The organism is Streptomyces africanus, assembly GCF_002150735.1.
Taxonomy (GTDB): domain Bacteria; phylum Actinomycetota; class Actinomycetes; order Streptomycetales; family Streptomycetaceae; genus Streptomyces; species Streptomyces africanus.
In genome coordinates this window covers 26,098-48,687 of the sequence record NZ_MUKA01000028.1, presented here as the reverse complement: position 1 = coordinate 48,687, position 22,590 = coordinate 26,098, and the positions used below count along the sequence as shown (strand labels likewise).

Here is a 22,590-nt window from a genome sequence, read left to right as displayed (position 1 = left end):
GGCGGCTTCGACGCGGTGGCGCTCCAGCAGTACCACTGGGTGGAGAAGATCGACCACGTCCACCACGCGGGCAACTCCTCCGGGATCGTGGACGGCGCCTCGCTCGTCGCGATCGGCTCGAAGGAGGTCGGCGAGCGCTATGGCCTCACGCCCCGCGCGCGGATCGTCTCCGCCGCCGTCTCCGGCTCCGAGCCCACCATCATGCTCACCGGCCCCGCCCCCGCCACCCGCAAGGCCCTCGCCAAGGCCGGGCTCACCATCGACGACATCGACCTCGTCGAGATCAACGAGGCGTTCGCGGCGGTCGTGCTGCGCTTCGTGAAGGACATGGGCCTGTCTCTGGACAAGGTCAACGTCAACGGCGGCGCGATCGCGCTCGGCCACCCCCTCGGCGCGACCGGCGCGATGATCCTCGGCACCCTCGTCGACGAACTGGAGCGCCAGGACAAGCGCTACGGCCTCGCCACGCTGTGCGTCGGCGGCGGCATGGGCGTCGCGACCATCGTCGAGCGCATCTGACCCCCTCCCGACGGATCACACGGAGCACTCCACATGAGCACTGAGTCCACCACCATCCGCTGGGAACAGGACCGCACCGGCCTCGTCACCCTGGTCATCGACGACCCGAACCAGTCCGCGAACACCATGAACCAGGCGTTCCGCGACTCGCTCGCCGCCGTCACCGACCGCCTGGAGGCCGAGAAGGACTCCATCCGGGGCGTCATCATCACCTCCGCGAAGAAGACGTTCTTCGCCGGCGGCGACCTGCGCGACCTGATCCGCGTCACGCCGGAGACGGCCCAGGAGCTGTTCGACGGCGGCATGGCCATCAAGCGCAACCTGCGCCGCATCGAGACCCTGGGCAAACCCGTCGTCGCCGCGCTCAACGGCGCGGCCCTCGGCGGCGGTTACGAGATCGCCCTGGCCTGCCACCACCGCATCGCCCTCGACGCGCCCGGCTCCAAGATCGGCTGCCCCGAGGTCACCCTCGGCCTGCTGCCCGGAGGCGGCGGAGTCGTTCGCACCGTCCGCCTGCTGGGCATCGCCGACGCCCTCCTGAAGGTCCTCCTCCAGGGCACCCAGTACAACCCGCGCCGCGCCCTGGAGAACGGCCTCGTCGACGACGTGGCCACCACCCGGGAGGAACTGCTCGAAAAGGCCCGCGCCTTCATCGACGCCCACCCCGAGTCGCAGCAGCCCTGGGACAAGCCGGGGTACAAGATCCCGGGCGGCACCCCGGCCAACCCCAAGTTCGCGGCGAACCTGCCCGCCTTCCCGGCCACCCTGCGCAAGCAGACGAACGGCGCCCCCTACCCGGCCCCGCGCAGCATCCTCGCCGCCGCCGTCGAGGGCTCCCAGGTCGACTTCGAGACCGCCCAGGTCATCGAGGCCCGCTACTTCGTGGAACTCGCGGCCGGGCAGACCTCGAAGAACATGATCCAGGCGTTCTTCTTCGACCTCCAGGCGGTCAACTCCGGCGCCAACCGCCCCCAGGGCATCGAGCCCCGCAAGGTCCGCAAGGTCGCCGTCCTCGGCGCCGGGATGATGGGCGCCGGCATCGCCTACTCCTGCGCCCGCGCCGGCATCGACGTCGTCCTGAAGGACGTCTCCCTGGAGGCGGCGCTCAAGGGCAAGGGCTACTCCGAGAAGCTGTGCGCCAAGGCCGTCGCCAAGGGCCGTACGACGCAGGAGAAGGCGGACGCGCTGCTCGCCCGCATCACCCCCACCACCGAGGTGCGGGACCTGACCGGCTGCGACGCCGTCATCGAGGCCGTCTTCGAGGACACGTCCCTCAAGCACAAGGTCTTCCAGGAAATCCAGGGCGTCGTGGCGCCCGACGCGCTGCTGTGCTCCAACACCTCCACCCTGCCCATCACCGCACTCGCCGAAGGCGTCGAACGCCAGGCCGACTTCATCGGGCTGCACTTCTTCTCGCCGGTCGACAAGATGCCGCTCGTCGAGATCATCAAGGGCGAGCGCACGGGGCAGGAGACCCTGGCCCGCGCCTTCGACCTGGTCCGGCAGATCAACAAGACCCCGATCGTCGTCAACGACTCGCGCGGCTTCTTCACCTCCCGCGTCATCGGGCACTTCATCAACGAGGGCGTCGCCATGGTCGGCGAGGGCATCGAGCCGGCGTCGGTCGAACAGGCCGCAGCCCAGGCCGGCTACCCGGCCAAGGTCCTCTCCCTCATGGACGAGCTGACGCTGACCCTGCCCCGCAAGATCCGGGCCGAGACCAAGCGGGCCGTGGAGGAGGCGGGCGGCACCTGGACGGCCCACCCCGCCGAGGCCGTCATCGACCGCATGGTCGACGAGTTCGGCCGCACGGGCCGCAGCGGCGGTGCGGGGTTCTACGACTACGGCGACGACGGCAAGCGCACCGGACTCTGGCCGGGCCTGCGCGAGCACTTCACCAAGGCCGGGTATCAGATCCCGTTCGAGGACATGCAGGAGCGCATGCTGTTCTCCGAGGCACTGGACACCGTCCGGCTGCTGGAGGAAGGCGTGCTGACCTCCGTCGCCGACGCCAACATCGGCTCCGTCCTCGGCATCGGCTTCCCCGGCTGGACCGGCGGCGTACTCCAGTACATCAACGGCTACGAGGGCGGCCTGCCCGGATTCGTGGCACGCGCGCGTGAACTCGCCGAGCGCTACGGCGACCGGTTCACGCCGCCCGCGCTGCTGGTGGAGAAGGCGGAGAAGGGGGAGCGGTTCAGCGACTCAGCCTGACTCCTGTGACGGCTCGGTGAGCCACTCGCCCAGCTCTTCCTTCAGCGACCGCTGAAACGCGGTGAGGAGCGCCTGCACCACCAGGGGGTGCATGTGCGCCGACAGGGACCGCACGTCCCGCGCGTCCCGCTCGGCCACCTCACCGCGGAAGAGCCGCGAGAGTTCACGGGCCGCGGCGCGCGCGTGCTCGGTGAGAACCGTGCGCGCCGCGAAGATCGCCTCCGGGGAGAGCGGCACGTCCAGCAGCCCGACACCCAGCCGGAGCAGACCGAGATCGGCCTCGTACCCGCCGTCGGCGGGCCGGAGCACGCCCATCGCGACGAGCCGCTCGACGTCCTCGTCGCCGAGCGGCCGCCCGGCCCGCCGCTGAAGCTCCGCCCGCGTGACCGTCTCCACGGCGTCCGGCGCCCAGGAGGCCACCACCGCCCGGTGAACGGCGAGGTCGCGTGCGCTCAGGTCCGGCGGCAACCGGCGCAGATAGCGCTCGATGCCCGCCAGCGTCATGCCCTGGTGCTGCAACTCCTCGATCAGCGCCAGCCGGGCCAGATGCTCCCGCCCGTAGTGCCCCACGCGCCGGGGACCGAGCACCGGCGGCGGCAGCAGGCCCTTCGTGCCGTAGAAACGGACCGTGCGCACCGTGACACCGGCCCGGGCCGCCAGTTCGTCGATCGTGAGGGTCGGTTCCTCGGTGTCGGTCGTCATGTGCAGCAGTATCGCTGTCTCACCAGTGCTGTGAAACCTTCGGGGACCAAGGTGACGGCGGTGTGAGAAGTAGCGCTCTGTGACGTACGCCACCGCGTGAGCCGCGTACGGCGGGGGAAGGTGGGCCCTTGGTCTGTGCCTTTACAGGGGGCGCAGACCTTATGTACGTCCGGACAGCCGAGCGTGACCCGCTCGGGCGCACCAGAGAGTGGATCCACCCGTGAGCAAGGACGCCGTGAACACGGCAGCAGCCGCATCCCCGAGCGACGCGGCCCAGGTGCCCGCGGACGCGGGCGACGCCGGCTACAGCAAGGACCTCAAGGCCCGCCACGTCAACATGATCGCCATCGGCGGGGCCATCGGCACCGGCCTCTTCCTCGGCGCCGGCGGTCGCCTCCACGACGCGGGCCCGGCGCTGGCGATCGCCTACCTGGTCTGCGGAATCTTCGCCTTCTTCGTGGTCAGGGCGCTCGGCGAGCTCGTCCTCTACCGCCCCTCCTCGGGCTCCTTCGTGTCCTACGCGCGCGAGTTCCTCGGCGAGAAGGGCGCTTACGTCGCCGGCTGGATGTACTTCCTGAACTGGTCGACCACCGGCATCGCCGACATCACCGCGATCGCCCTCTACACGCACTACTGGAGCCTGTTCACCGACATTCCGCAGTGGGTGCTGGCGCTGGCCGCCCTCGCGGTCGTGCTGGCGGTGAACCTGATCTCGGTGAAGATCTTCGGCGAGATGGAGTTCTGGTTCGCGATCATCAAGGTCGCGACGCTGGTCGGCTTCATGCTCATCGGCATCTTCCTCCTCGCCACCCAGCACGAGGTGGGCGGCCAGACCCCGGGCCTGAGCGTCATCACCGACAACGGCGGCGTCTTCCCGCACGGCATGATGCCCGTCGTCCTCGTCATGCAGGGCGTGATCTTCGCGTACGCCGCGCTGGAACTGGTCGGTGTCGCCGCGGGCGAGACGGCCGAGCCGGAGAAGGTCGTCCCGCGCGCGGTGAACTCGATCATGTGGCGGGTCGGTCTCTTCTACGTCGGCTCGGTCGTCCTGCTGGCTCTCCTGCTCCCCGGCTCGGTCTACTCGGCCGACCAGAGCCCCTTCGTCACGGTCCTGTCGAAGATCGGCGTCCCGGCGGCGGGCGACGTGATGAACCTGGTGGTCCTGACGGCGGCGATGTCCTCGCTGAACTCGGGCCTGTACTCCACGGGCCGCATCCTGCGCTCGATGGCGATGGCCGGCTCCGCGCCGAAGTTCACCGCCCGCATGAACCGCAGCCAGGTTCCCTACGGCGGCATCCTGCTGACCTGCGCGGTGTGCGTGCTCGGCGTCGGCCTGAACTTCCTCGTGCCGGCGCAGGCCTTCGAGATCGTGCTGAACGTCGCCTCGCTCGGCATCATCAGCACCTGGGTGATCATCATGATCTGCCACCTGGTCTTCGTCCGCCACGCCAGGGCGGGCCTGGTCGAGCGGCCCTCCTTCCGGCTCCCCGGCAGCCCGGTCACGGAGATCACCACGATCGCCTTCCTGCTGGCCTGCCTCGGCATGATGTGGAACGACCCGGAGGTCGGCCGCAAGACGCTCCTGCTCATCCCGGTGATCGCGGCCATGCTGGTCGCGGGCTGGTTCGGCATCCGCCGCCGGGTGTCGCAGACGGCCGAACAGGAGCTGTCGCAGTTCACGGAGTAGCAAGCCGGGGGTCACTGTCAGTGGCAGCGCATACGGTGGCGTCATGTCGGGGATCACGTACGTCCGGGGTGACGCCACCGTTCCGTCGGTGAAGGGCGTCAAGGTCATCGCCCATGTCTGCAACGACATCGGGGGCTGGGGCAAGGGCTTCGTCCTGGCGCTGTCGCGCCGCTGGCCCGAGCCGGAGGCGGCGTACCGGGCCTGGCACCGGGGCCGCGCGGGGAACGACTTCGGGCTCGGCGCGGTGCAGTTCGTACAGGTCGAGCGGCACGTGTGGGTGGCCAACATGATCGGCCAGCGCGGCACCAGGGCCGGCAGCAAGGGCGTCCCCGTCCGCTACGAGGCGATCGACAAGGCGCTGGAGGCCCTGGCCGCGCGGGCCGGTGAACTGGCCGCGACCGTCCACATGCCCCGGATCGGCTGCGGCCTCGCCGGCGGCAAGTGGTCCCGGATCGAGCCGCTGATCGAGGAGCGGCTGATACGGCGGGGGATACCGGTGACGGTGTACGACCACGGGGACTGACCGGCCCCGTCTCAGTCCGGGGCGTCCCTGTCGAACGCCCGCACCAGACAGTCGGCGAGGCGCCGCGCGATCGCCCCGTCGGGATCCAGACGGGGGTTGAAGATCGCGACGGTGAGGCCGACGGCACCGCCGCCCGACAGGGCCGTGCGCAGGACGGTCTCCAGCTCCTGCCAGGTCAGCCCGTCCGGGAGCCGGTAGTCGACGGCGGGCATGACGGCGTCGTCCAGCACGTCGACGTCGAGGTGGATCCAGTAGCCGGCGCCCGCGCCGTCACCGGTCAGCAGCCCGACCGCGCGCCGGGCCGCCTCGCCCGCACCGAGGGCGCGCACGGTGTCCAGCTCCAGCGCGTGCAGCGCGGACGGCAGCGGCTGCATGCCGTACGCCGCGGACTCCTCCGCGTCCCGGAACCCCAGCGCGACGACGTCCCCGTCGCGCACCAGCGGACCCCGGCCCTCCAGGTCGGCCAGCACGCGCGGGCCGCGCCCGGTGGCCAGGGCGAGTTCCATGGAGGCCACCTCACCGGCCGGTTCCGCCGACGGCTGGTAGAAGTCGGTGTGCCCGTCGAGGAACAGCAGACCCTGCCGGCCCCGGCGGCGCAGCGCGAGCAGAGTGCCGAGCAGCACGCTGCAATCGCCGCCGAGCACGACGGGGAACCGGCCGTCGTCGAGGACACCGCCGACGGTGTCGGCCAGTGCGGTGGAGTACGCGGCGATGCCGCCGGGGTTCAGGACGCCGGTGTCCGGGTCCCGCTCCGGGTCGTACGGGGGTGGTTCGACACGGCCCGCACACACCGCGCCCAGCCCTTCGGCCAGGCCGGCGTCGAGCAGTGCGTCCGGCAGTTCCTCGACGCCGGTCGGGCGCAGCCCGAGTACGGACGGTGCCTCGACGATCGCCACGTTGCGCACGTCCGGCTCCTTCGTCAGCAGCCTCCACCGTAGACCGAGGAAGGCCGTTCAGCAGGCCGGGTGCGTGCCTCCCAGGCCCTTAAGGCACTGGGGGAGGCACGACTGCCCGCAGCTAGGACCCGTGCACCCCGTTCGTCGCCGCGATCTTCTTCCACGACCGCGGCTGCGGCGCAGACGCCGACACCGACCCCTTCGCCACCGCCGCGGCCCGAGCCGCCGGCACACCCGGCTTCGACGGCTGGTACAGCCACGTGTCGAACAGGGCGGCCAGCGGCTTGCCCGACACCTCCTCGGCGTACCGCTGGAAGTCGGCGACCGACGCGTTGCCGTGGGCGTACGTGCGCGGCCAGCCCTTGAGGATCGCGAAGAACGCCTCGTCACCGATCTCGTTGCGCAGCGCCTGGACGGCCAGCGCGCCCCGGTCGTACACCGCGATGTCGAACTGGTTCTCCGGCCCCGGATCCCCGGGCTTCACGGTCCAGAACGGGTCGTCGGCGGGGTGCGAGGCGTACACGTAGTCGGCGAGTTCCTGCGCCGTGCCCTCGCCCTCGTGCTCGGACCACAGCCACTGCGCGTACCGCGCGAAGCCCTCGTTGATCCAGATGTCCTTCCAGCGCTTGAGCGACACGTCGTCCCCGTACCACTGGTGCGCCAGTTCGTGGACGACGAGGGAGACGTTCGACCCGTTCGCGAACTGCCGCGGGCTGTAGTACGGCCGGGTCTGGGTCTCCAGTGCGTAGCCGGTGGTGGTGTTCGGCACGTATCCGCCGAGCGCGCTGTAGGGGTACGGCCCGAAGTAGCCGGACAGCCAGTCGGCGACCTCCCCGGTCCGTTCGATGCTCGCCCGCGCCGCGCCGGCGTGTTCGCCCAGGTCCTCGCTGTAGGCGTTGAGGATGGGGATGCCGCTCTCGGTCGTGCCGGTCGTGATGTCGAACTTCCCGACCGCGAGCGTGGCGAGATATGTGGCCTGCGGCTTGTCGGAGCGCCAGTTCCAGCGGGTCCAGCCGAGGCGTGAACTCGTCGACTGGAGCCTGCCGTTGGAGATGGCCTGCGTGCCGTCCGGGACCTGCACGGACACGTCGTAGGTGGCCTTGTCGAGCGGGTGGTCGTTGCTGGGGAACCACCACGCCGCCGCTTCGGGCTCGTTCGCCGCGACGCCCCCGTCCGGTGTGCGGTGCCAGCTGGTGAAGCCGTACGCCTTCTTCGACGAGGGCACGCCGCGGTAGCGCACGACGACCGTGACGGGCGTGCCCTTGGCCAGCGGGGTCCTCGGCGTGATCTCCAGCTCCTGTTCGCCCGACGTCCGGAACGACGCCTTCGCGCCGTTGACCCGCACCTCGCCGACGTCCAGCAGGAAGTCCAGGTTGAAGCTGGACAGGTCCTGTGTGGTGCGGGCCACGAGCGTCGCCGTGCCCTCCAGCTCGTCCGTCGCCGGCTGGTACTTCAGCCTGAGGTCGTAGTGAGAGACGTCGTATCCGCCGTTGCCGTAGGCCGGGTAGTAGGGGTCACCGATACCCGGTGCGCCGGGGGAGTGGGGCGCGGCCGATGCCGGGGTCGCCAGCAGGAGAACGGCCGCGGCGAGGGCTCCCGGCGCGATGATTCTGCGGTGCACGCGAAACTCCAAGTCGTAGGGTCCCGAAGTCTGTCCGGAGCCTAGGGGCTCCCTGTGTCCCTGATCATGTCCATGGCCTCTGCTGTCACACGATCGCCATCCGGCCGACATGAGACACCGGACCCAGGGGTCCGTCCCGGACACGCCGGTCCGTCAGCTGCCCTCTTCTGAACAGGAGTTCACCGATGTAGCGTCCGCCGCATGCCGAAACGCACGCGCTTCACGACCTGGAGACCGCTCGCGACGGCGGCCACGGCCGCCCTGATGGCCACTCTGCTCACCCCGGCGGCTGCAGACGCCGCCCCGCTCGAGAGCCGACCCGTCCACTCGTACGAGAACGCCATCCGCGAGGCCGTCTGGGTGGACACCGGACTCGACGGCGACCGCGACGGAAAGGCCGACCGGGTCGCCGTGGACATCGTCCGCCCCCGCGAACCCGCCCGGCAGGGCCGCAAGGTCCCCGTCATCATGGACGCCAGCCCGTACTACTCCTGCTGCGGGCGCGGCAACGAGAGCCAGAAGAAGACCTACGACGCGAACGGCGACGTCGTACAGATGCCGCTGTACTACGACAACTACTTCGTGCCGCGCGGCTACGCCTTCGTCGGCGTCGACCTGGCCGGAACCAATCGCTCCGACGGCTGCGTCGACGTCGGCGGCCGCTCCGACATCCAGTCCGCGAAGGCCGTCGTCGACTGGCTGGGCGGCCGCGCCAAGGCCTACACCACCCGCAGCGGCACCACCCGCGCCAAGGCCGCCTGGTCCAACGGCCGCACCGGCATGATCGGCAAGAGCTGGGACGGCACCATCGCCAACGGCGTCGCCGCGACCGGCGTCGAGGGACTGAAGACCATCGTCCCGATCAGCGCCATCTCCTCCTGGTACGACTACTACTTCCAGCAGGGTGCCCCGCTCTACGACTCCGGCCCCGAATGGCTGTCCGACTACGTCGACAGCCCCGACGCCCGGGCCAAGTGCGCGGCCGTTCAGCAGAAGCTCGTCGACGGCGCCCCGCGCACCGGCGACTGGACCCCGCTGTGGACCGAGCGCGACTACGTCAGGGCCGCGCGGAAGGTCAAGGCCAGCGTCTTCCTCGTGCACGGCATGCAGGACCTCAACGTGCGCATGAAGCACGTTGGCCAGTGGTGGGACGCCCTCGCGAAGAACGGCGTGGAGCGCAAGATCTGGCTGTCCCAGACGGGCCACGTCGACCCCTTCGACTTCCGCCGCGGCGCCTGGGTCGAGACGCTGCACCGCTGGTTCGACCACGAACTCATGGGCTACGACAACGGCATCGACCGCGAGCCCATGGCCGACATCGAACGCGCGCCCGACCAGTGGACCACCTCCAGCACCTGGCCGCCGAGCGGCACCCGCGCCGCCACCCTGCGCCCCGGCCGGGGCATCCAGGCCGGCGTCGGCACCCTCGGCCTGCACCGCGGCCGCGGCACCGAGACCTTCACGGACGACCCGAAGCTGAGCGAGACCGACTGGGCCGCGCGGATCGACAAGTCGACACCGGAGAAGGCCGGTTTCGTCACCCGGCCGCTCGGCCGCGACCTTCGTCTGTCCGGCTCCTCCGAGGTCACCGTCACCGCGACGCCCTCCACCCCGACGGCGCACCTCTCCGCCGTCCTCGTGGACATCGGCCCCGCTGCCATCCGCGACTACGCCGACGCCGGCGAGGGCATCACCACCCTCACCGACCGCACCTGCTGGGGCGCGAGCACCGCCGGCGACAGCGCCTGCTTCAAGGAGACGAAGGCCAAGACCGCCGACGTGGACTACACGGTCGTCAGCCGCGGCTGGGCCGACCTCGGCAACCACGCCTCCGACCTGACGGGCGCCCAACTCACCCCGGGCAAGCGGTACACGATCACCCTCGACCTGGCGGCCACCGACCACGTCGTGCCGAAGGGCCACCGCCTGGCGCTGATCGTCGCGGGCACCGACAAGGACCTCATCGACCCTCCCGCGGACAAGCCCAGGCTGACCCTCGATCTGTCCCGAACCTCGGCGCGCGTCCCGGTCGTCGGCGGAGCCACCGCCTTCGCCCGCGCCACCACGGGCGCCGCCTTCGCCACGCCCGACGCCACGCTCCTGGACGGCGTACGGGATCCGCGCACCGCCCACCGCGTCCCGGAGGGAAGCCAGTGACCCGCGACACGCCCCGAGTCCGCGCCCTGACCCTGACCGCCGCGGCCGTCGCCGCGTCCCTGGCCGCCGTCCCGGCCCAGGCCGCCGGCGACTCCCCGCCCCGCACCGGCTTCGAGCAGACGAACGGCGCCCGCTGGACCACCCAGCCCGAGGAACAGGACTTCCTCGACACCGTCGACCGGTCGAGCGGCCGCGTCTCCATGACCCGCTTCGGCACGACGAAGCAGGGCCGCCCGCTGCAACTCGTACGGATCGGCACCCGTCCGACCCCCAACACGGTGCTGCTCGTGTGCAGCCAGCACGGCGACGAAACCTCCGGCCGCGAGGCCTGTCTGACCACCGTCCGCGACCTCGCGTACGCCCGGGACAGCCGCACCCGGCGCTTCCTGGACCGCACCACGGTCCTCGTCGTGCCCACCGCCAACCCCGACGGCCGGGCCGCCGACACGCGGGGCAACAGTGACGGCGTCGACATCAACCGCGACCACCTCGCGCTCCGGACCGCCGAAGGCCGGGCGCTGGCCGGGCTCCTCCGCGACCAGCGCCCCGACCTCGTCTACGACCTGCACGAGTACGGCGCCACACCCCCGTACTACGACAAGGACCTCTTCGACCTGTGGCCGCGCAACCTCAACACCCATGAGGCGGTCCACGACGAGGCGAAGACCCTCTCCGAGAAGTACGTTCGCCCCGCGGCCCGGCGGGCCGGCCACTCGACCGGCACCTACGGCATCTGGACCGACCCGGAGACCGGTGAGCCGGTCAAGCAGGTCGCCGGAGACGGACAGGAGCGCATTTTGCGCAACATGTCCGGCATCAAGCATGGCATCGGACTGCTCATCGAGAGCCGCGTGGACCCGCTCACCGAGGCCGAGAAGGCGGACGAGGCGCTGAACAACCGCCGCCGCGTCACCTCTCAACTGGACGCTCTCAAGGGCCTGTTCGAATACGCCGACCAGCGGCGCGGTGCGGTCGAGGCGGCGACGGGCAGAGCCCGGCTCGCGGGCTACGCCACCTCCGGCCCCGTCTACCTCGGCGGCGCGGACAACGACGCGCCCGAACCGGCCGAGGTGATCCAGAACCCACCCTGCGGCTACCGGCTCACAGCCGGGCAGTACGCCGAGGTGGGAGACGAACTCGCGCTGCACGGAGTGCGCGCACGCCGGGACGGGCAGGGCGCGTTCGTACCGCTGCGCCAGCCCCTGCGGGCGCTCGTGCCGCTGCTGCTCGACGAGCGCGGAACGTACCACCTGACGGCAGGAAAACCGGAAACGCAATGTTGAGGGGGGTGAAATTGCGCCACACGTGGTAGGGGCGTACGGAGGACTTACCTTCCTCCTACCTCCCGATGAAAGGTGCCGCTCGTGACGCATGACCGACCAAGTGAGAGCGATCACCAGGAGGGGGCCGCGCTTCCGGGTTCGGAAGCGGGCCTCCCCGGTCAGGAACGCCCCAGAACCGACCGCATTGTCTTCGGGGTCACGGCCGTGCTCACCCTCGCCTTCGTGGTCTGGGGAGCCGCGGCGACCGACTCGCTCGAAGACGTCTCCACCAGCATGCTCGGCGGGCTGATGCACAACGGCGGCTGGGCGTTCATGCTCGCCGCCTCCGCCTTCGTCGTGTTCGCCCTCTGGCTCGCGGCCAGCCGCTACGGCCGTATCCACCTCGGGGCCGAGGGCGAGGAGCCCGAGTTCCGCACGGTGTCCTGGGTCGCGATGATGTTCAGCGCCGGCATGGGCATCGGCCTGATGTTCTACGGCGTGAGCGAGCCGTTGTCGCACTACTCGACGGCCCCGCCGGGCACCGACCCGGCCGACTCCGGTGAGCGCATGGAGACGGCCATGGCCACCACCCTGTTCCACTGGACGCTCCACCCGTGGGCGATCTACGCCGTGGTGGGCCTCGCCATCGCCTACAGCACCTTCCGCAGGCGGCGCCGCCAGACCATCAGCGCCGTGTTCACACCGCTGATCGGCACGAAGAACGCCAACGGCGGCATCGGCCGGGCCATCGACGTTCTCGCGATCATCGCGACCGTCTTCGGCTCCGCCGCCTCGCTGGGCCTCGGCGCGCTCCAGATCGGCTCCGGTGTGCAGGAGCTGAACTGGATGGACAAGGTGAGCACCGGGCTGCTCGTCGCGATCATCGCGGTGCTGACCCTGGCCTTCGTCGCGTCCGCGATCTCGGGTGTGGAGAAGGGCATCCAGTGGCTGTCCAACACGAACATGGTCCTGGCGCTGGTGCTCGCCGTGTTCGTGTTCGTGGCGGGTCCGACGATCATCGTCCTGGACCTGCTGCCCACGTCCGTGTTCGCCTACCTCGGCGACCTGCCCCAGCTGGCCGGCCGTACGGAGGCCAGCGGCGGGGAGGGTGTCGCGGACTGGCTGTCCAGCTGGACCGTTTTCTACTGGGCGTGGTGGATCTCCTGGACGCCGTTCGTGGGCATGTTCATCGCCCGCATCAGCCGGGGCCGCACGATCCGGCAGTTCGTCGGCGGTGTCATCCTCGTGCCCAGCACGGTCAGCCTGATCTGGTTCGCGGTCTTCGGCGGCTCGGCGATGAAGATGCAGGAGCAGGGCAGGCTCGGCAAGGAGGCGACCCCGGAGGGCCAGCTCTTCGACGTGCTCCAGCAGTTCCCGTGGGCCACCGCCACGAGCCTGCTCGTGATGATCCTCGTCGGCATCTTCTTCGTGTCGGGCGCCGACGCGGCGTCGATCGTCATGGGCACCCTGTCGCAGAAGGGCGCGCTCGAACCGGGCCGTCTGGTCGTGGTGTTCTGGGGCGTCGTCACCGGCGCGGTGGCCGCCATCATGCTCCTGGTCGGCAGCGGCCAGGGCGACGCGCTGACGGGCCTGCAGAACCTCACGATCCTCGCGGCGGCGCCCTTCGTCGTCGTGATGGTCTTCATGTGCGTGGCCCTCATGCGCGACCTGCGCCGCGACCCGGTGATGGTGCGCGAACAGATGGGCTCCGAGGCGGTGGAACAGGCCGTCATCGCAGGCCACACGAAGTACGACGGCGAGTTCGAGTTCCGCGTCGGCCCGGGCCGCGGCCCGGACGTCGACGGCGACCCCATCGGCAAGCACTGATCCAGCCGAAGTCCGAGCAGCACCGGCCCGGCGGTCCTAGGGCCTGTCTGACAGATACCCGCCTGCTCCGCGGCGTCTGGCAGACAGGCCCTAGCCGACCAGCCGGGCCGCCTCCTCCGCGCACCCCCAGGCCACCGTCACACCCGCGCCGCCGTGGCCGTAGTTGTGGATCAACAGGCGGCCGTCCGGCAGGGTGTCGCGCTCCAGGCGGACCGCCGGGCGGGTGGGGCGCAGTCCCACGCGGTGTTCCAGTACCCGAGCCCCGGCGATTTCCGGCCGCAGCGCCGCGCAGCGGCGGATGATCGCCTCGGCCGTCGCGGGGTCCGGCTCCAGCGACCACGCGTCCTCCTGCGCCGTACCGCCCAGGACGAGCCCGCCCGGCTGCGGGAACATGTACGCGTAATCGCCGGCCGCGTCGGTGGAGACCAGCCAGGTGTCGATCCCCGGGTTCTCCACGACGACCAACTGCCCGCGCACGGGCCGCACGGACGGATCCGGCACCAGCTCCCGCGCCGCGAGCCCCGTGCAGTTGACCACGACCGGCGCGTCGGCCTCCGCGAACCCGGACACCGTACGAGCCTCGACCACGCCGCCCGCCGCCGCCAACCGCTCCCGCAGCCAGGGCAGATGAACCGGCATGTCGATGAGCGGCAACCGCGCCCGGACCCCCGACCCCGCGTACTCCGCGGCCGTGGTCGCCCGCAGCTCCGGCACCCGCTCCGTCAGCCACCCGTCGACCTCGTCGAGACGCGTCTCGCCCAGCACCCCGTCGACCAGGCGTACGCCGCTCGCCCCGGACCCCGCGGCCAGTTCCTCGTACACCTCCAGCGACCGCAGCGCCCACACCCGCGCCAGCGCGAGCGGCTCGATCCGGTACGGCCACCACAACGCCCCCGCAACCGCCGACGTGGTTTCCTCCACGGGGTCCCGCGTCCACACCCGTACCCGCCGCCCCCGCTCGGCGAGAACCACCGCGGTCGTCAGCCCGACCACCCCGCCACCGACCACCACGATCTCGCCACCGCGCCCATCAGCCATGCCCGGACCGTAGCGGAATGTGCCATGCCGTGCTCACATCACGCGCGGTGTGGGAATACTCACCGTATGTGTGCCGAGTACACGACCTTCGGCCTGGCACCCGCGATGCGGGCCGGCGGAGTCACCGACGGCGGTTACCGGATCCACCGGGACTTCGTGGACTTCATCGTCGACGGACGCCCGCTGCTGTTCCGGCTCTCCGACCTCGACGCGGTCTCCCCGCTCGCCTCCGACGTACCACCCGCGATCTTCACCGCGCAGGTCCGCAGCCTGCTCCTGGAGAGCCCGGCACCGCTGCCCGGCGGCCGCTACGTCGTCTACGGCTGCCCTGAGTGCGAGGACCTGGCCTGCGGCGCCGTCACCGCCGTCATCCAGCCGGACGGCGAGGACGTCATCTGGCGGGACTTCGCCTGGCAGACCGAGGAACACGCCGACCTGGAGCTCAACGGCTACCACGGCATCGGCCCGTTCCGCTTCCGCGGCGCCGAGTACCGTGCCGCGCTGAGCGCCCTGCTCAACGGCTCCGCCCCGGACCCCCGTCGCCGCGTCCTGCTGATCGGCGCCCGCGTCGCCGTCCTGGCCAAGCTCGCCGCGGCGCTCCGCACCATCGGCGTCGGCGCCGACATCGCCCACGACGCCGACCACGTGCCCGCCGACGAACTGCGCGGCTACGGCGCCGTCGCCTTCGCGCCCGGGACCGGCGACCAGCAACGTGCCGCCGTCCGCCGCGCCTTCGAACGCGCCGAGGTCCCCGTCGCCCGCGTCGACGGTCTCGCCCCGATCGTCCCCCTCCTCGTCGCGCAGGTCGAACACGCCCTGGACCGCAGCCCGCTGGAGCAGCGCCGCCTCACCGGCCTGACCGCCACCGACGGCGAGGCCGACGTGGAGATCACCTCCGCCTGCCGGGTCACCCTCACCGCGTACCGCCTCGACCGGTTCTCCCGCACCCGCACCCACGAGATCTTCGACGGCGTCCTGGAACCGGGCCGCCACCGCATCGCTCTCGACGCCAGGGCGGTCAAGGGACCGTCCTTCGTCGTGGCGCGCACGTCCGGAGGTGTCCTGGTGACGGCGGTCACTCACTGAGGGGCCCATTAAGATCGGCGTTCTGATGACTGCCACCCTCGTCGCCAAGAACCTCGCCGCCGGCCACGGCGACCGCTCCCTGTTCACCGGACTCGACCTCGTCGTCGCGCCCGGCGACGTGATCGGCCTGGTCGGAGCCAACGGCGCCGGCAAGTCCACCCTGCTCAGGATGCTCGCCGGACTCACCGCCCCCGAGCAGGGCGAGCTGCGCCTGTCCCCGCCGACCGCCACCGTCGGCCACCTGCCCCAGGAGCCGGACCGCCGCCCCGGCGAGACCGTACGGGCGTTCCTGGCCCGCCGCACCGGCGTCGCCGAGGCCCAGCGGACCATGGACGAGGCGACCCAGGCCCTGGTCGACGGGGCACCCGGCGCCGACGACGCCTACGCCACGAGCCTGGAGCGCTGGCTCGGACTCGGCGGCGCCGACCTCGACGAACGCGCCGAGGAGGTCGCCGACTCCCTGGGCCTCGCGGTCGACCTGGACCAGCTGATGACGTCGCTGTCCGGCGGCCAGGCCGCCCGCGCCGGCCTCGCCTCCCTGCTCCTGTCCCGCTACGACGTCTTCCTCCTCGACGAGCCCACCAACGACCTCGACCTGGACGGCCTGGAGCGCCTCGAACGCTTCGTGAGCGGCCTGCGCGCCGGGACGGTCGTCGTCAGCCACGACCGCGAGTTCCTCACCCGCACGGTCACCAAGGTCCTCGAACTCGACCTCGCCCAGCGGCAGATCAACCTCTACGGCGGTGGCTACGAGGCCTATCTGGAAGAGCGGGAGGTGGCGCGCCGGCACGCCCGCGACGAGTTCGAGGAGTACGCCGACAAGAAGGCGGCCCTCCAGGACCGCGCGCAGACGCAGCGCTCCTGGATGGACAAGGGCGTGAAGAACGCGCGCCGCAAGGCGGGCAACGACAACGACAAGATCGGCCGCAAGTTCCGCAGCGAGGCCAGCGAGAAACAGGCCGCGAAAGCGCGGCAGACCCAGCGCATGATCGAGCGGCTGGACGTCGTCGAGGAGCCCCGCAAGGAGTGGGAACTGCGCATGGAGATCGCGTCGGCCCCGCGCTCGGGCGCCGTCGTCGCGACCCTGCGGGACGCCGAGGTGCGCCGCGGCGGCTTCGTCCTCGGTCCGGTGTCCCTCCAGATCGACTGGGCGGACCGGGTGGCGGTGACGGGCGCGAACGGCGCCGGCAAGTCCACCCTGCTCGCCGCCCTGCTCGGCCGCGTCCCGCTCGACGCCGGGCACGCGGCCCTCGGCTCGGGCGTCCTGCTCGGCGAGGTCGACCAGGCCCGCAAGCTCTTCCACGGCCAGGAGCCCTTGATGGACGCCTTCCGCGCGGCCGTCCCGGACACCGAACCGGCCGAGGTCCGCACCCTCCTGGCCAAGTTCGGCCTCAAGTCGCACCACGTCCTGCGCCCCGCGGCGACCCTCTCCCCGGGCGAGCGCACCCGAGCCGCCCTGGCGCTGCTCCAGGGCCGCGGCGTCAACCTCCTGGTCCTCGACGAGCCGACCAACCACCTCGACCTGCCCGCCATCGAGCAGTTGGAGTCCGCGCTCGACTCCTACGAGGGCACCCTCCTGCTGGTCACCCACGACCGCCGCATGCTCGACGCCGTACGCGTCACCCGCCGCCTGGAGGTGGCGGACGGCAAGGTGACCGAGCGCTAACGGGCCGTCAGCCGACTGGCCAGCGAGGGGTACTCCACGACGTACCCCTCCTCGTCGAACTCCAGATCGCTGCGGAAGTCGCCGGAGGCGAACCGGACCCGCCCGGGGCCGAGATGCGTGTACGTCTGCCGGGACGGCCGCACCGCCAGGTCCGGCACCGACACCCAGGCCATCAGGAACTCCCGTTCGCCGGGCGCCTGATGCAGCCCGTACCGGAGCACCGGCATGGTGTTGGTGAGCGGACACAGCCCCAGATCGCAGTCGAGGGCGCCGTCGACGCCGGGCAGCGGCTCGCCGTCCGCGGTCCACCCGCCCTGACCGTCGTGCCGCAGGTCGAGGACGCGGTCCTGCGCCCCTGTCTCCACCGTGACGCTCAGCCGCCGGGTCACGAACCCTTCAGCGGTTTCGAGCTCGTACGAGATCCAGTACGGCTCGGGGACGGTTCCGACGGCCCGCCCGCGCGCCCGCATGACTCCATCCCCGTGCTCGACCCAAGCGGTCTCGAACCCCCGGCTCGCGGACACGTCCCAGGTGATGACACGCGAAGCAGACATACCGGCCACTCTAGATCTGAAAGGGCGCGCAGCGCCGCTTTCAGGGGCGCGGGGAACTGCGCGACCAGCCACAACGGACCCGCAGCTCCCCACAGCCGAACCGTCAACGCTTGCCGTTCTTGGGGTCGACCAGGCCCGCGCGGCGCAACGCGTCGGCCATCGCCCCGTTGGCAGGCGGAGGCGCCTGACGCGAACCGCCACCCCCACCGCCGCCACGGCGCCCCGCGGCGCCGCCCTGCCGCTGCTGCGGCGGACGCCCACCGCGCTGCCGGCGCTCGCCGGAGCCGCCCTGCCCCTGCGGTGCCGCCTCGTCGTCCAGGCGCAGCGTCAGCGAGATCCGCTTGCGCGGGATGTCGACGTCGAGGACCTTCACCTTGACGATGTCACCGGGCTTCACCACGTCCCGCGGATCCTTGACGAACGTCTTCGACATCGCGGACACGTGCACCAGACCGTCCTGGTGGACCCCGACGTCCACGAACGCGCCGAACGCGGCGACGTTCGTCACGACGCCCTCCAGGACCATCCCGGACGAGAGGTCCGAGATCTTCTCCACGCCCTCCTTGAAGGCGGCCGTCTTGAAGGCCGGACGCGGGTCGCGGCCGGGCTTCTCCAGCTCCTTGAGGATGTCCGTGACCGTCGGCAGACCGAACGTCTCGTCCACGAAGTCCTGCGGCTTCAGCGAGCGCAGCACCGCCGTGTTGCCGATGAGCCCCGCGACCTCCTGCCCGGCGGTCTTCACCATGCGCCGGACCACCGGGTAGGCCTCCGGGTGCACGCTGGACGCGTCCAGCGGGTCGTCACCGCCGCGGATCCGCAGGAAGCCCGCGCACTGCTCGTAGGCCTTCGGGCCCAGCCGCGCCACCTTCTTCAGCTCACCGCGGGACGTGAACGGACCGTTGGCGTCCCGGTGCGCCACGATGTTCTCGGCGAGCCCGGAGGTGATGCCGGAGACCCGGGAGAGCAGCGGGGCCGACGCCGTGTTGACGTCCACGCCCACGCCGTTCACACAGTCCTCCACCACCGCGTCCAGCGAACGCGACAGCTTCACCTCGGACAGGTCGTGCTGGTACTGGCCGACACCGATCGACTTCGGGTCGATCTTCACCAGCTCGGCCAGCGGGTCCTGGAGCCGCCGGGCGATCGACACGGCGCCGCGCAGCGACACGTCCATGTCGGGCAGCTCCTGCGAGGCGAAGGCGGACGCCGAGTACACGGACGCGCCGGCCTCGGACACCATCACCTTCGTGAGCTTCAGCTCCGGGTGCTTGGTGATCAGTTCCCCGGCGAGCTTGTCGGTCTCGCGGGACGCCGTGCCGTTGCCGATGGCGATCAGCTCGACCGCGTGCTCCTTCGCGAGCCGGGCCAGCTTGGCGATGGCCTCGTCCCACCGGTTGGCCGGGACGTGCGGGTGGATGACGTCCGTGGCGACGACCTTGCCGGTCGCGTCGACGACGGCGACCTTCACACCCGTACGGAAACCGGGGTCCAGCCCGAGCGTCGCACGCGTGCCCGCCGGGGCGGCGAGCAGCAGGTCGCGCAGGTTCGCCGCGAAGACCCGCACCGCCTCGTCCTCGGCGGCCGTGCGCAGCCGCAGCCTGAGGTCGATGCCGAGGTGGACGAGGATGCGGGTACGCCAGGCCCAGCGGACCGTGTCCAGCAGCCACTTGTCGCCCGGGCGGCCCCGGTCGGCGATCCGGAACCGGTGCGCGACCATGCCCTCGTACGACGACGGGCCGTCGGTCGGCTCCTCGGGCTCCAGGACGAGGTCGAGGACCTCCTCCTTCTCGCCGCGCAGCATCGCCAGGATGCGGTGCGAGGGGAGCTCCGTGAACGGCTCGGCGAAGTCGAAGTAGTCGGCGAACTTCGCGCCCGCCTCCTCCTTGCCGTCCCGCACCTTGGCGGCCAGCCGCCCGCGCACCCACATGCGCTCGCGCAGCTCGCCGATCAGGTCGGCGTCTTCCGAGAACCGCTCGGTGAGGATCGCCCGGGCGCCGTCGAGGGCCGCCTGCGGATCGGCGACGCCCTTGTCGGCGTCGACGAACGCGGCGGCCGCGGCGAGGGGCTCGACGGTCGGATCGCCGAGCAGCCCCTCCGCCAGCGGCTCGAGACCGGCCTCGCGCGCGATCTGCGCCTTGGTGCGCCGCTTGGGCTTGTACGGGAGGTAGATGTCCTCCAGGCGCGCCTTGGTCTCCGCGCCCCGGATCCGCGCCTGAAGTTCCTCGGTGAGCTTGCCCTGCTCGCGCACCGACTCCAGGATCGCCGTCCGCCGCTCCTCCAGCTCCCGCAGATAGCGCAGCCGCTCCTCGACGGTGCGCAGTTGCGCATCGTCGAGCATCTCGGTCGCTTCCTTGCGGTAGCGGGCGATGAAGGGCACCGTAGAACCGCTGTCGAGCAGCTCCACGGCAGCCCTGACCTGCCGCTCCCGTACGCCGAGTTCCTCGGCGATCCTGCCTTCGATGGACCCTACTTCGAGGGACCCGGGTGTCGTCACGTCCCGTACCGCCTTCTCCACTGAGGTTGCGCGGCAATTGTGGCAGGTGACACCGACACTCGGGGGCAGGGCGGCACCCGGCAGGTCGGGACGGTTCTTGTCGGAACCCCGCGGCTCCGGCCCCGCGGCTCAGACCCTGCGGCTGCGGGTCGAGGACGAAGCGCCGCCGAAGAGCCGGGCCAGGGCCCGGAAGGGCAGGGTGACGACGGTGGCGATGGCGCCGCCGATCTGGCGCAGCACGTCTGCAATGGCACGGAACACGTAACTCCCCTTTCCTCTCCCGACCGCAGCGGCCGGGAGAGACCGGGTACCTCGCCAAAGCCTCACTATGCGTCACGGCCCCGCACGTGTGCCCGGACCGTGGGCACCCCCCGGTCAGCGCTTGCCGAGCAGGTCCGCCGGATACGCCCCGGCCTTGAGCGCCGCCTGCGCGAACCCCGCCCCCAGCTCGGTCAGCCGCGCCACCCCCTGCGCGCCCAGGTGCTCGTACGGGGCCCGGTCCAGGCGGTCCGTCTCCTGCTCGATCTCCTCGCGCAGGGCGGCACCGCGCTCGGTGAGCTCGCCGGCCGCGTCCAGCAGCCCGCGCTCACGCAGCCGGCCCGTCGCCGCGTCCCAGTCCTCCTGGTTCCAGCCGCGGGTGCCGAAGACCCACTTCGGTGTCATGCCCTTGCCCGTCGCCGTGTGGGTCACCATGGCCTCCAGCCCGTCCAGCCCCGCGGACATCAGCACGGCCAGATGCCCGTCGCCCCGGTGCTCGCGCAGCAGGGTCGCCGCATGCCAGTACGCGAGATGCGGCTCCTCGGGGACGGGCAGGTCGGCATGGGCGGCGTAGAGCGGCCGCGCCCCGCGCGAACACGCCTCGGCGGCGCGCAGCGCGAGCTTCGCGGCCTCGGCCATCTCGGCCGACGCCACGGCCTCTTCGCCCAGCAGCCGGCGCAGCGTCGCGTCGACCGCACGCGCGCGTGCCGCCAGCACCTGGCCGGGTGTGGCGGTCTCCCACACCGCCGGCACGTACCGGGCCACCAGCTCGTACTTGTAGTTGTAGAAAGCCGCGGCCACCGCCCCGGCCCCGACCGGCCCGAGGGCGGCGGCGCGCACGGCGAAGTTCACGGCCCGGGGGTCGGTGACCCCGACGGCACCCAGTTCCCGGCCCACATCGGGCGAGAAGTAGTGCGTGGAATGCAGGGAGTTGAGCACGTTGTGGCAGCGTCGGCCGGCGCGCGGCTCAAGGGCGGCAGTCGTCATGCCCGGCAGGTTACCAACCGCTTGGTATGCCCTCTAGGGTCGCGGGCGTCATGGCAGAAAAGGTGGGGACCTCGTCATTGCGGCCACACTCCGGGCCCGCGAAGAATCGACGGCATGGCCCAGCGCACCATTCTCGCCGTCCTCTTCGAGGGCGTGCAGAGCCTCGACGTCACCGGGCCCGTGGAGGTCTTCGCGGGCGCGGAACTGCTCTCGCCGGGCGCGTACCGGATCCGCACGGCGTCTTTGGACGGCGCGCCCGTGCGGACCACCAGCGGTCTGACCCTCGTGCCGGACGTGTCCCTGGCCACCGCGCCCGACCCGGACATCCTCCTCGTCCCCGGCGGCACGGGCAGCCTGCGCCCCGACCCGCGTCTGGTCGACTGGGTGCGCGAGCACGGGCCGCGCGCCGCCCGCCTGGTCTCCGTGTGCACCGGCGCGTCCGTGCTCGCCGCGGCCGGCCTGCTGGACGGCCGCCGGGCCACGACCCACTGGGCGTACTGCGACCGGCTCGCCCGCGACCACCCGGCCGTCGAGATCGACCCCGACCCCGTCTACGTACGCGACGGACACATCGCCACCTCGGCCGGTGTCACCGCCGGCATCGACCTCGCCCTCGCCCTGGTGGAGGAGGACCTGGGCCGGGACGCCGCCCTCACCATCGCCCGCCACCTGGTCGTGTTCCTGCGCCGGCCCGGGAACCAGGCGCAGTTCAGCGCCCAGCTCGCGGCCCAGATCGCACACCGCGAGCCCCTGAGGGAGGTCCAGCGCTTCATCGCCGAACGCCCCGACGCCGACCTCTCCGTCGGGGCCCTCGCCGCCCGCGCCCGTCTGTCGCCCCGCCACTTCGCCCGGGCCTTCCGGTCCGAGACCGGTATGACGCCGGGCCGGTACGTGGACCGGGTCCGCCTCGAACACGCCCGCCGCCTGCTGGAGGACACCGCCGACGGCATCGAGGAGATCTCCCGCACCAGCGGCTACGGCACCCCCGAGGCCATGCGCCGCGCCTTCGTCAAGGCTCTGGGCACGCCCCCAGCGGAGTACCGCCGGCGCTTCCGCCCGGCGACGACGTCCTGACCCCCACCCCACCCGACCGGAAGGG

17 protein-coding genes and 1 pseudogene are annotated in these 22,590 nt (G+C 71.5%); 10 read left to right on the top strand and 8 right to left on the bottom strand.

Annotation, left to right across the window (positions count from 1 at the left end):
* Both CCL05_RS04775 and CCL05_RS04770 read left to right on the top strand, forming a co-directional pair.
* Positions 1-519 (top strand): annotated as a pseudogene (locus tag CCL05_RS04775) (acetyl-CoA C-acyltransferase); the annotation flags it as partial.
* Positions 520-552: 33 nt separating this feature from the next.
* Entirely contained in the window at positions 553-2,733 is a 2,181-nt protein-coding gene (locus CCL05_RS04770) for a 3-hydroxyacyl-CoA dehydrogenase NAD-binding domain-containing protein (RefSeq protein WP_086559227.1), read from the top strand.
* Here the strand turns inward: CCL05_RS04770 and CCL05_RS04765 are convergent.
* Positions 2,725-3,435 carry a MerR family transcriptional regulator gene (locus tag CCL05_RS04765; RefSeq protein ID WP_086559226.1) on the bottom strand — a complete coding sequence of 237 codons (711 nt, stop codon included), beginning with the start codon at positions 3,433-3,435 and terminating at the stop codon, positions 2,725-2,727. The genes CCL05_RS04770 and CCL05_RS04765 overlap by 9 nt on opposite strands.
* A 220-nt stretch (positions 3,436-3,655) precedes the next feature.
* Between CCL05_RS04765 and CCL05_RS04760 the strand changes: the two genes are divergently transcribed.
* Positions 3,656-5,122 (top strand): amino acid permease, encoded by a 1,467-nt coding sequence (locus CCL05_RS04760; protein ID WP_086559225.1) that lies wholly within the window; start codon positions 3,656-3,658, stop codon positions 5,120-5,122.
* Between the two features lie 43 nt (positions 5,123-5,165).
* Complete coding sequence (locus CCL05_RS04755) at positions 5,166-5,645, top strand: macro domain-containing protein (protein ID WP_086559224.1); 480 nt, start codon at positions 5,166-5,168, stop codon at positions 5,643-5,645.
* A gap of 11 nt (positions 5,646-5,656) precedes the next feature.
* Here CCL05_RS04755 and CCL05_RS04750 read toward each other — a convergent pair whose 3' ends face one another.
* Together CCL05_RS04750 and CCL05_RS04745 are read right to left on the bottom strand one after the other, a co-directional pair.
* Positions 5,657-6,550, bottom strand: a complete 894-nt coding sequence (locus CCL05_RS04750) for an arginase family protein (RefSeq protein ID WP_086559223.1) — start codon at positions 6,548-6,550, stop codon at positions 5,657-5,659.
* A 112-nt stretch (positions 6,551-6,662) separates the two neighbouring features.
* A complete protein-coding gene (locus tag CCL05_RS04745; RefSeq protein ID WP_167409509.1) occupies positions 6,663-8,162 on the bottom strand; it encodes a M1 family metallopeptidase in 1,500 nt (499 codons plus the stop codon).
* 201 nt (positions 8,163-8,363) lie between these two features.
* Here CCL05_RS04745 and CCL05_RS04740 point away from each other — a divergent pair, with 201 nt between their 5' ends.
* From CCL05_RS04740 to CCL05_RS04730, 3 genes are all read left to right on the top strand, one after another.
* Positions 8,364-10,319, top strand: a complete 1,956-nt coding sequence (locus CCL05_RS04740; protein ID WP_086559221.1) for a Xaa-Pro dipeptidyl-peptidase — start codon at positions 8,364-8,366, stop codon at positions 10,317-10,319.
* Positions 10,316-11,602, top strand: coding sequence for a M14 family metallopeptidase (locus CCL05_RS04735; protein ID WP_086559220.1), 1,287 nt, complete (start codon positions 10,316-10,318; stop codon positions 11,600-11,602). Before CCL05_RS04740 ends, CCL05_RS04735 begins: the two co-directional genes overlap by 4 nt.
* Before the next feature lie 81 nt (positions 11,603-11,683).
* Positions 11,684-13,408 (top strand): BCCT family transporter, encoded by a 1,725-nt coding sequence (locus CCL05_RS04730; RefSeq protein WP_086559228.1) that lies wholly within the window; start codon positions 11,684-11,686, stop codon positions 13,406-13,408.
* A gap of 90 nt (positions 13,409-13,498) precedes the next feature.
* Here the strand turns inward: CCL05_RS04730 and CCL05_RS04725 are convergent, their stop codons facing one another.
* On the bottom strand, positions 13,499-14,446 hold the full coding sequence (locus CCL05_RS04725) for an FAD-dependent oxidoreductase (RefSeq protein WP_086559219.1): 948 nt from the start codon (positions 14,444-14,446) through the stop codon (positions 13,499-13,501).
* Positions 14,447-14,512: 66 nt separating this feature from the next.
* Here CCL05_RS04725 and CCL05_RS04720 point away from each other — a divergent pair, with 66 nt between their 5' ends.
* Together CCL05_RS04720 and CCL05_RS04715 are read left to right on the top strand one after the other, a co-directional pair.
* A complete protein-coding gene (locus CCL05_RS04720; RefSeq protein ID WP_086559218.1) occupies positions 14,513-15,532 on the top strand; it encodes an oxidoreductase in 1,020 nt (339 codons plus the stop codon).
* A 25-nt stretch (positions 15,533-15,557) separates the two neighbouring features.
* Entirely contained in the window at positions 15,558-17,198 is a 1,641-nt protein-coding gene (locus tag CCL05_RS04715) for an ABC-F family ATP-binding cassette domain-containing protein (protein ID WP_086559217.1), read from the top strand.
* Here CCL05_RS04715 and CCL05_RS04710 read toward each other — a convergent pair.
* The 4 genes from CCL05_RS04710 to CCL05_RS04700 form a co-directional block, all read right to left on the bottom strand.
* Positions 17,195-17,752 carry a putative glycolipid-binding domain-containing protein gene (locus CCL05_RS04710; protein ID WP_086559216.1) on the bottom strand — a complete coding sequence of 186 codons (558 nt, stop codon included), beginning with the start codon at positions 17,750-17,752 and terminating at the stop codon, positions 17,195-17,197. The two genes, CCL05_RS04715 and CCL05_RS04710, sit on opposite strands and share 4 nt — an antisense overlap.
* 103 nt (positions 17,753-17,855) lie before the next feature.
* On the bottom strand, positions 17,856-20,246 hold the full coding sequence (locus CCL05_RS04705) for a Tex family protein (RefSeq protein ID WP_086559215.1): 2,391 nt from the start codon (positions 20,244-20,246) through the stop codon (positions 17,856-17,858).
* A 129-nt stretch (positions 20,247-20,375) separates the two neighbouring features.
* A complete protein-coding gene (locus CCL05_RS47080) occupies positions 20,376-20,507 on the bottom strand; it encodes an LPFR motif small protein (protein ID WP_010042827.1) in 132 nt (43 codons plus the stop codon).
* A 114-nt stretch (positions 20,508-20,621) separates the two neighbouring features.
* Positions 20,622-21,491: an SCO6745 family protein gene (locus CCL05_RS04700; protein WP_167409508.1), complete on the bottom strand. Its 870-nt coding sequence runs from the start codon at positions 21,489-21,491 to the stop codon at positions 20,622-20,624.
* A 114-nt stretch (positions 21,492-21,605) separates the two neighbouring features.
* Here CCL05_RS04700 and CCL05_RS04695 point away from each other — a divergent pair, with 114 nt between their 5' ends.
* Positions 21,606-22,565 (top strand): GlxA family transcriptional regulator, encoded by a 960-nt coding sequence (locus CCL05_RS04695; protein ID WP_086559213.1) that lies wholly within the window; start codon positions 21,606-21,608, stop codon positions 22,563-22,565.
* The last annotated feature ends 25 nt before the right edge of the window (positions 22,566-22,590 follow it).

Excerpts from the sequence above, each read along its gene's own strand:
- CCL05_RS04700 (WP_167409508.1), bottom strand. The coding sequence starts at position 21,491 with ATGACGACTGCCGCCCTTGAGCCGCGCGCCGGCCGACGCTGCCACAAC.
- CCL05_RS04695 (WP_086559213.1), top strand. The coding sequence starts at position 21,606 with ATGGCCCAGCGCACCATTCTCGCCGTCCTCTTCGAGGGCGTGCAGAGC.
- CCL05_RS04725 (WP_086559219.1), bottom strand. The coding sequence starts at position 14,446 with ATGGCTGATGGGCGCGGTGGCGAGATCGTGGTGGTCGGTGGCGGGGTG.
- CCL05_RS04720 (WP_086559218.1), top strand. The coding sequence starts at position 14,513 with ATGTGTGCCGAGTACACGACCTTCGGCCTGGCACCCGCGATGCGGGCC.
- CCL05_RS04755 (WP_086559224.1), top strand. The coding sequence starts at position 5,166 with ATGTCGGGGATCACGTACGTCCGGGGTGACGCCACCGTTCCGTCGGTG.
- CCL05_RS04715 (WP_086559217.1), top strand. The coding sequence starts at position 15,558 with ATGACTGCCACCCTCGTCGCCAAGAACCTCGCCGCCGGCCACGGCGAC.
- CCL05_RS04770 (WP_086559227.1), top strand. The coding sequence starts at position 553 with ATGAGCACTGAGTCCACCACCATCCGCTGGGAACAGGACCGCACCGGC.
- CCL05_RS04740 (WP_086559221.1), top strand. The coding sequence starts at position 8,364 with ATGCCGAAACGCACGCGCTTCACGACCTGGAGACCGCTCGCGACGGCG.
- CCL05_RS04765 (WP_086559226.1), bottom strand. The coding sequence starts at position 3,435 with ATGACGACCGACACCGAGGAACCGACCCTCACGATCGACGAACTGGCG.
- CCL05_RS04710 (WP_086559216.1), bottom strand. The coding sequence starts at position 17,752 with ATGTCTGCTTCGCGTGTCATCACCTGGGACGTGTCCGCGAGCCGGGGG.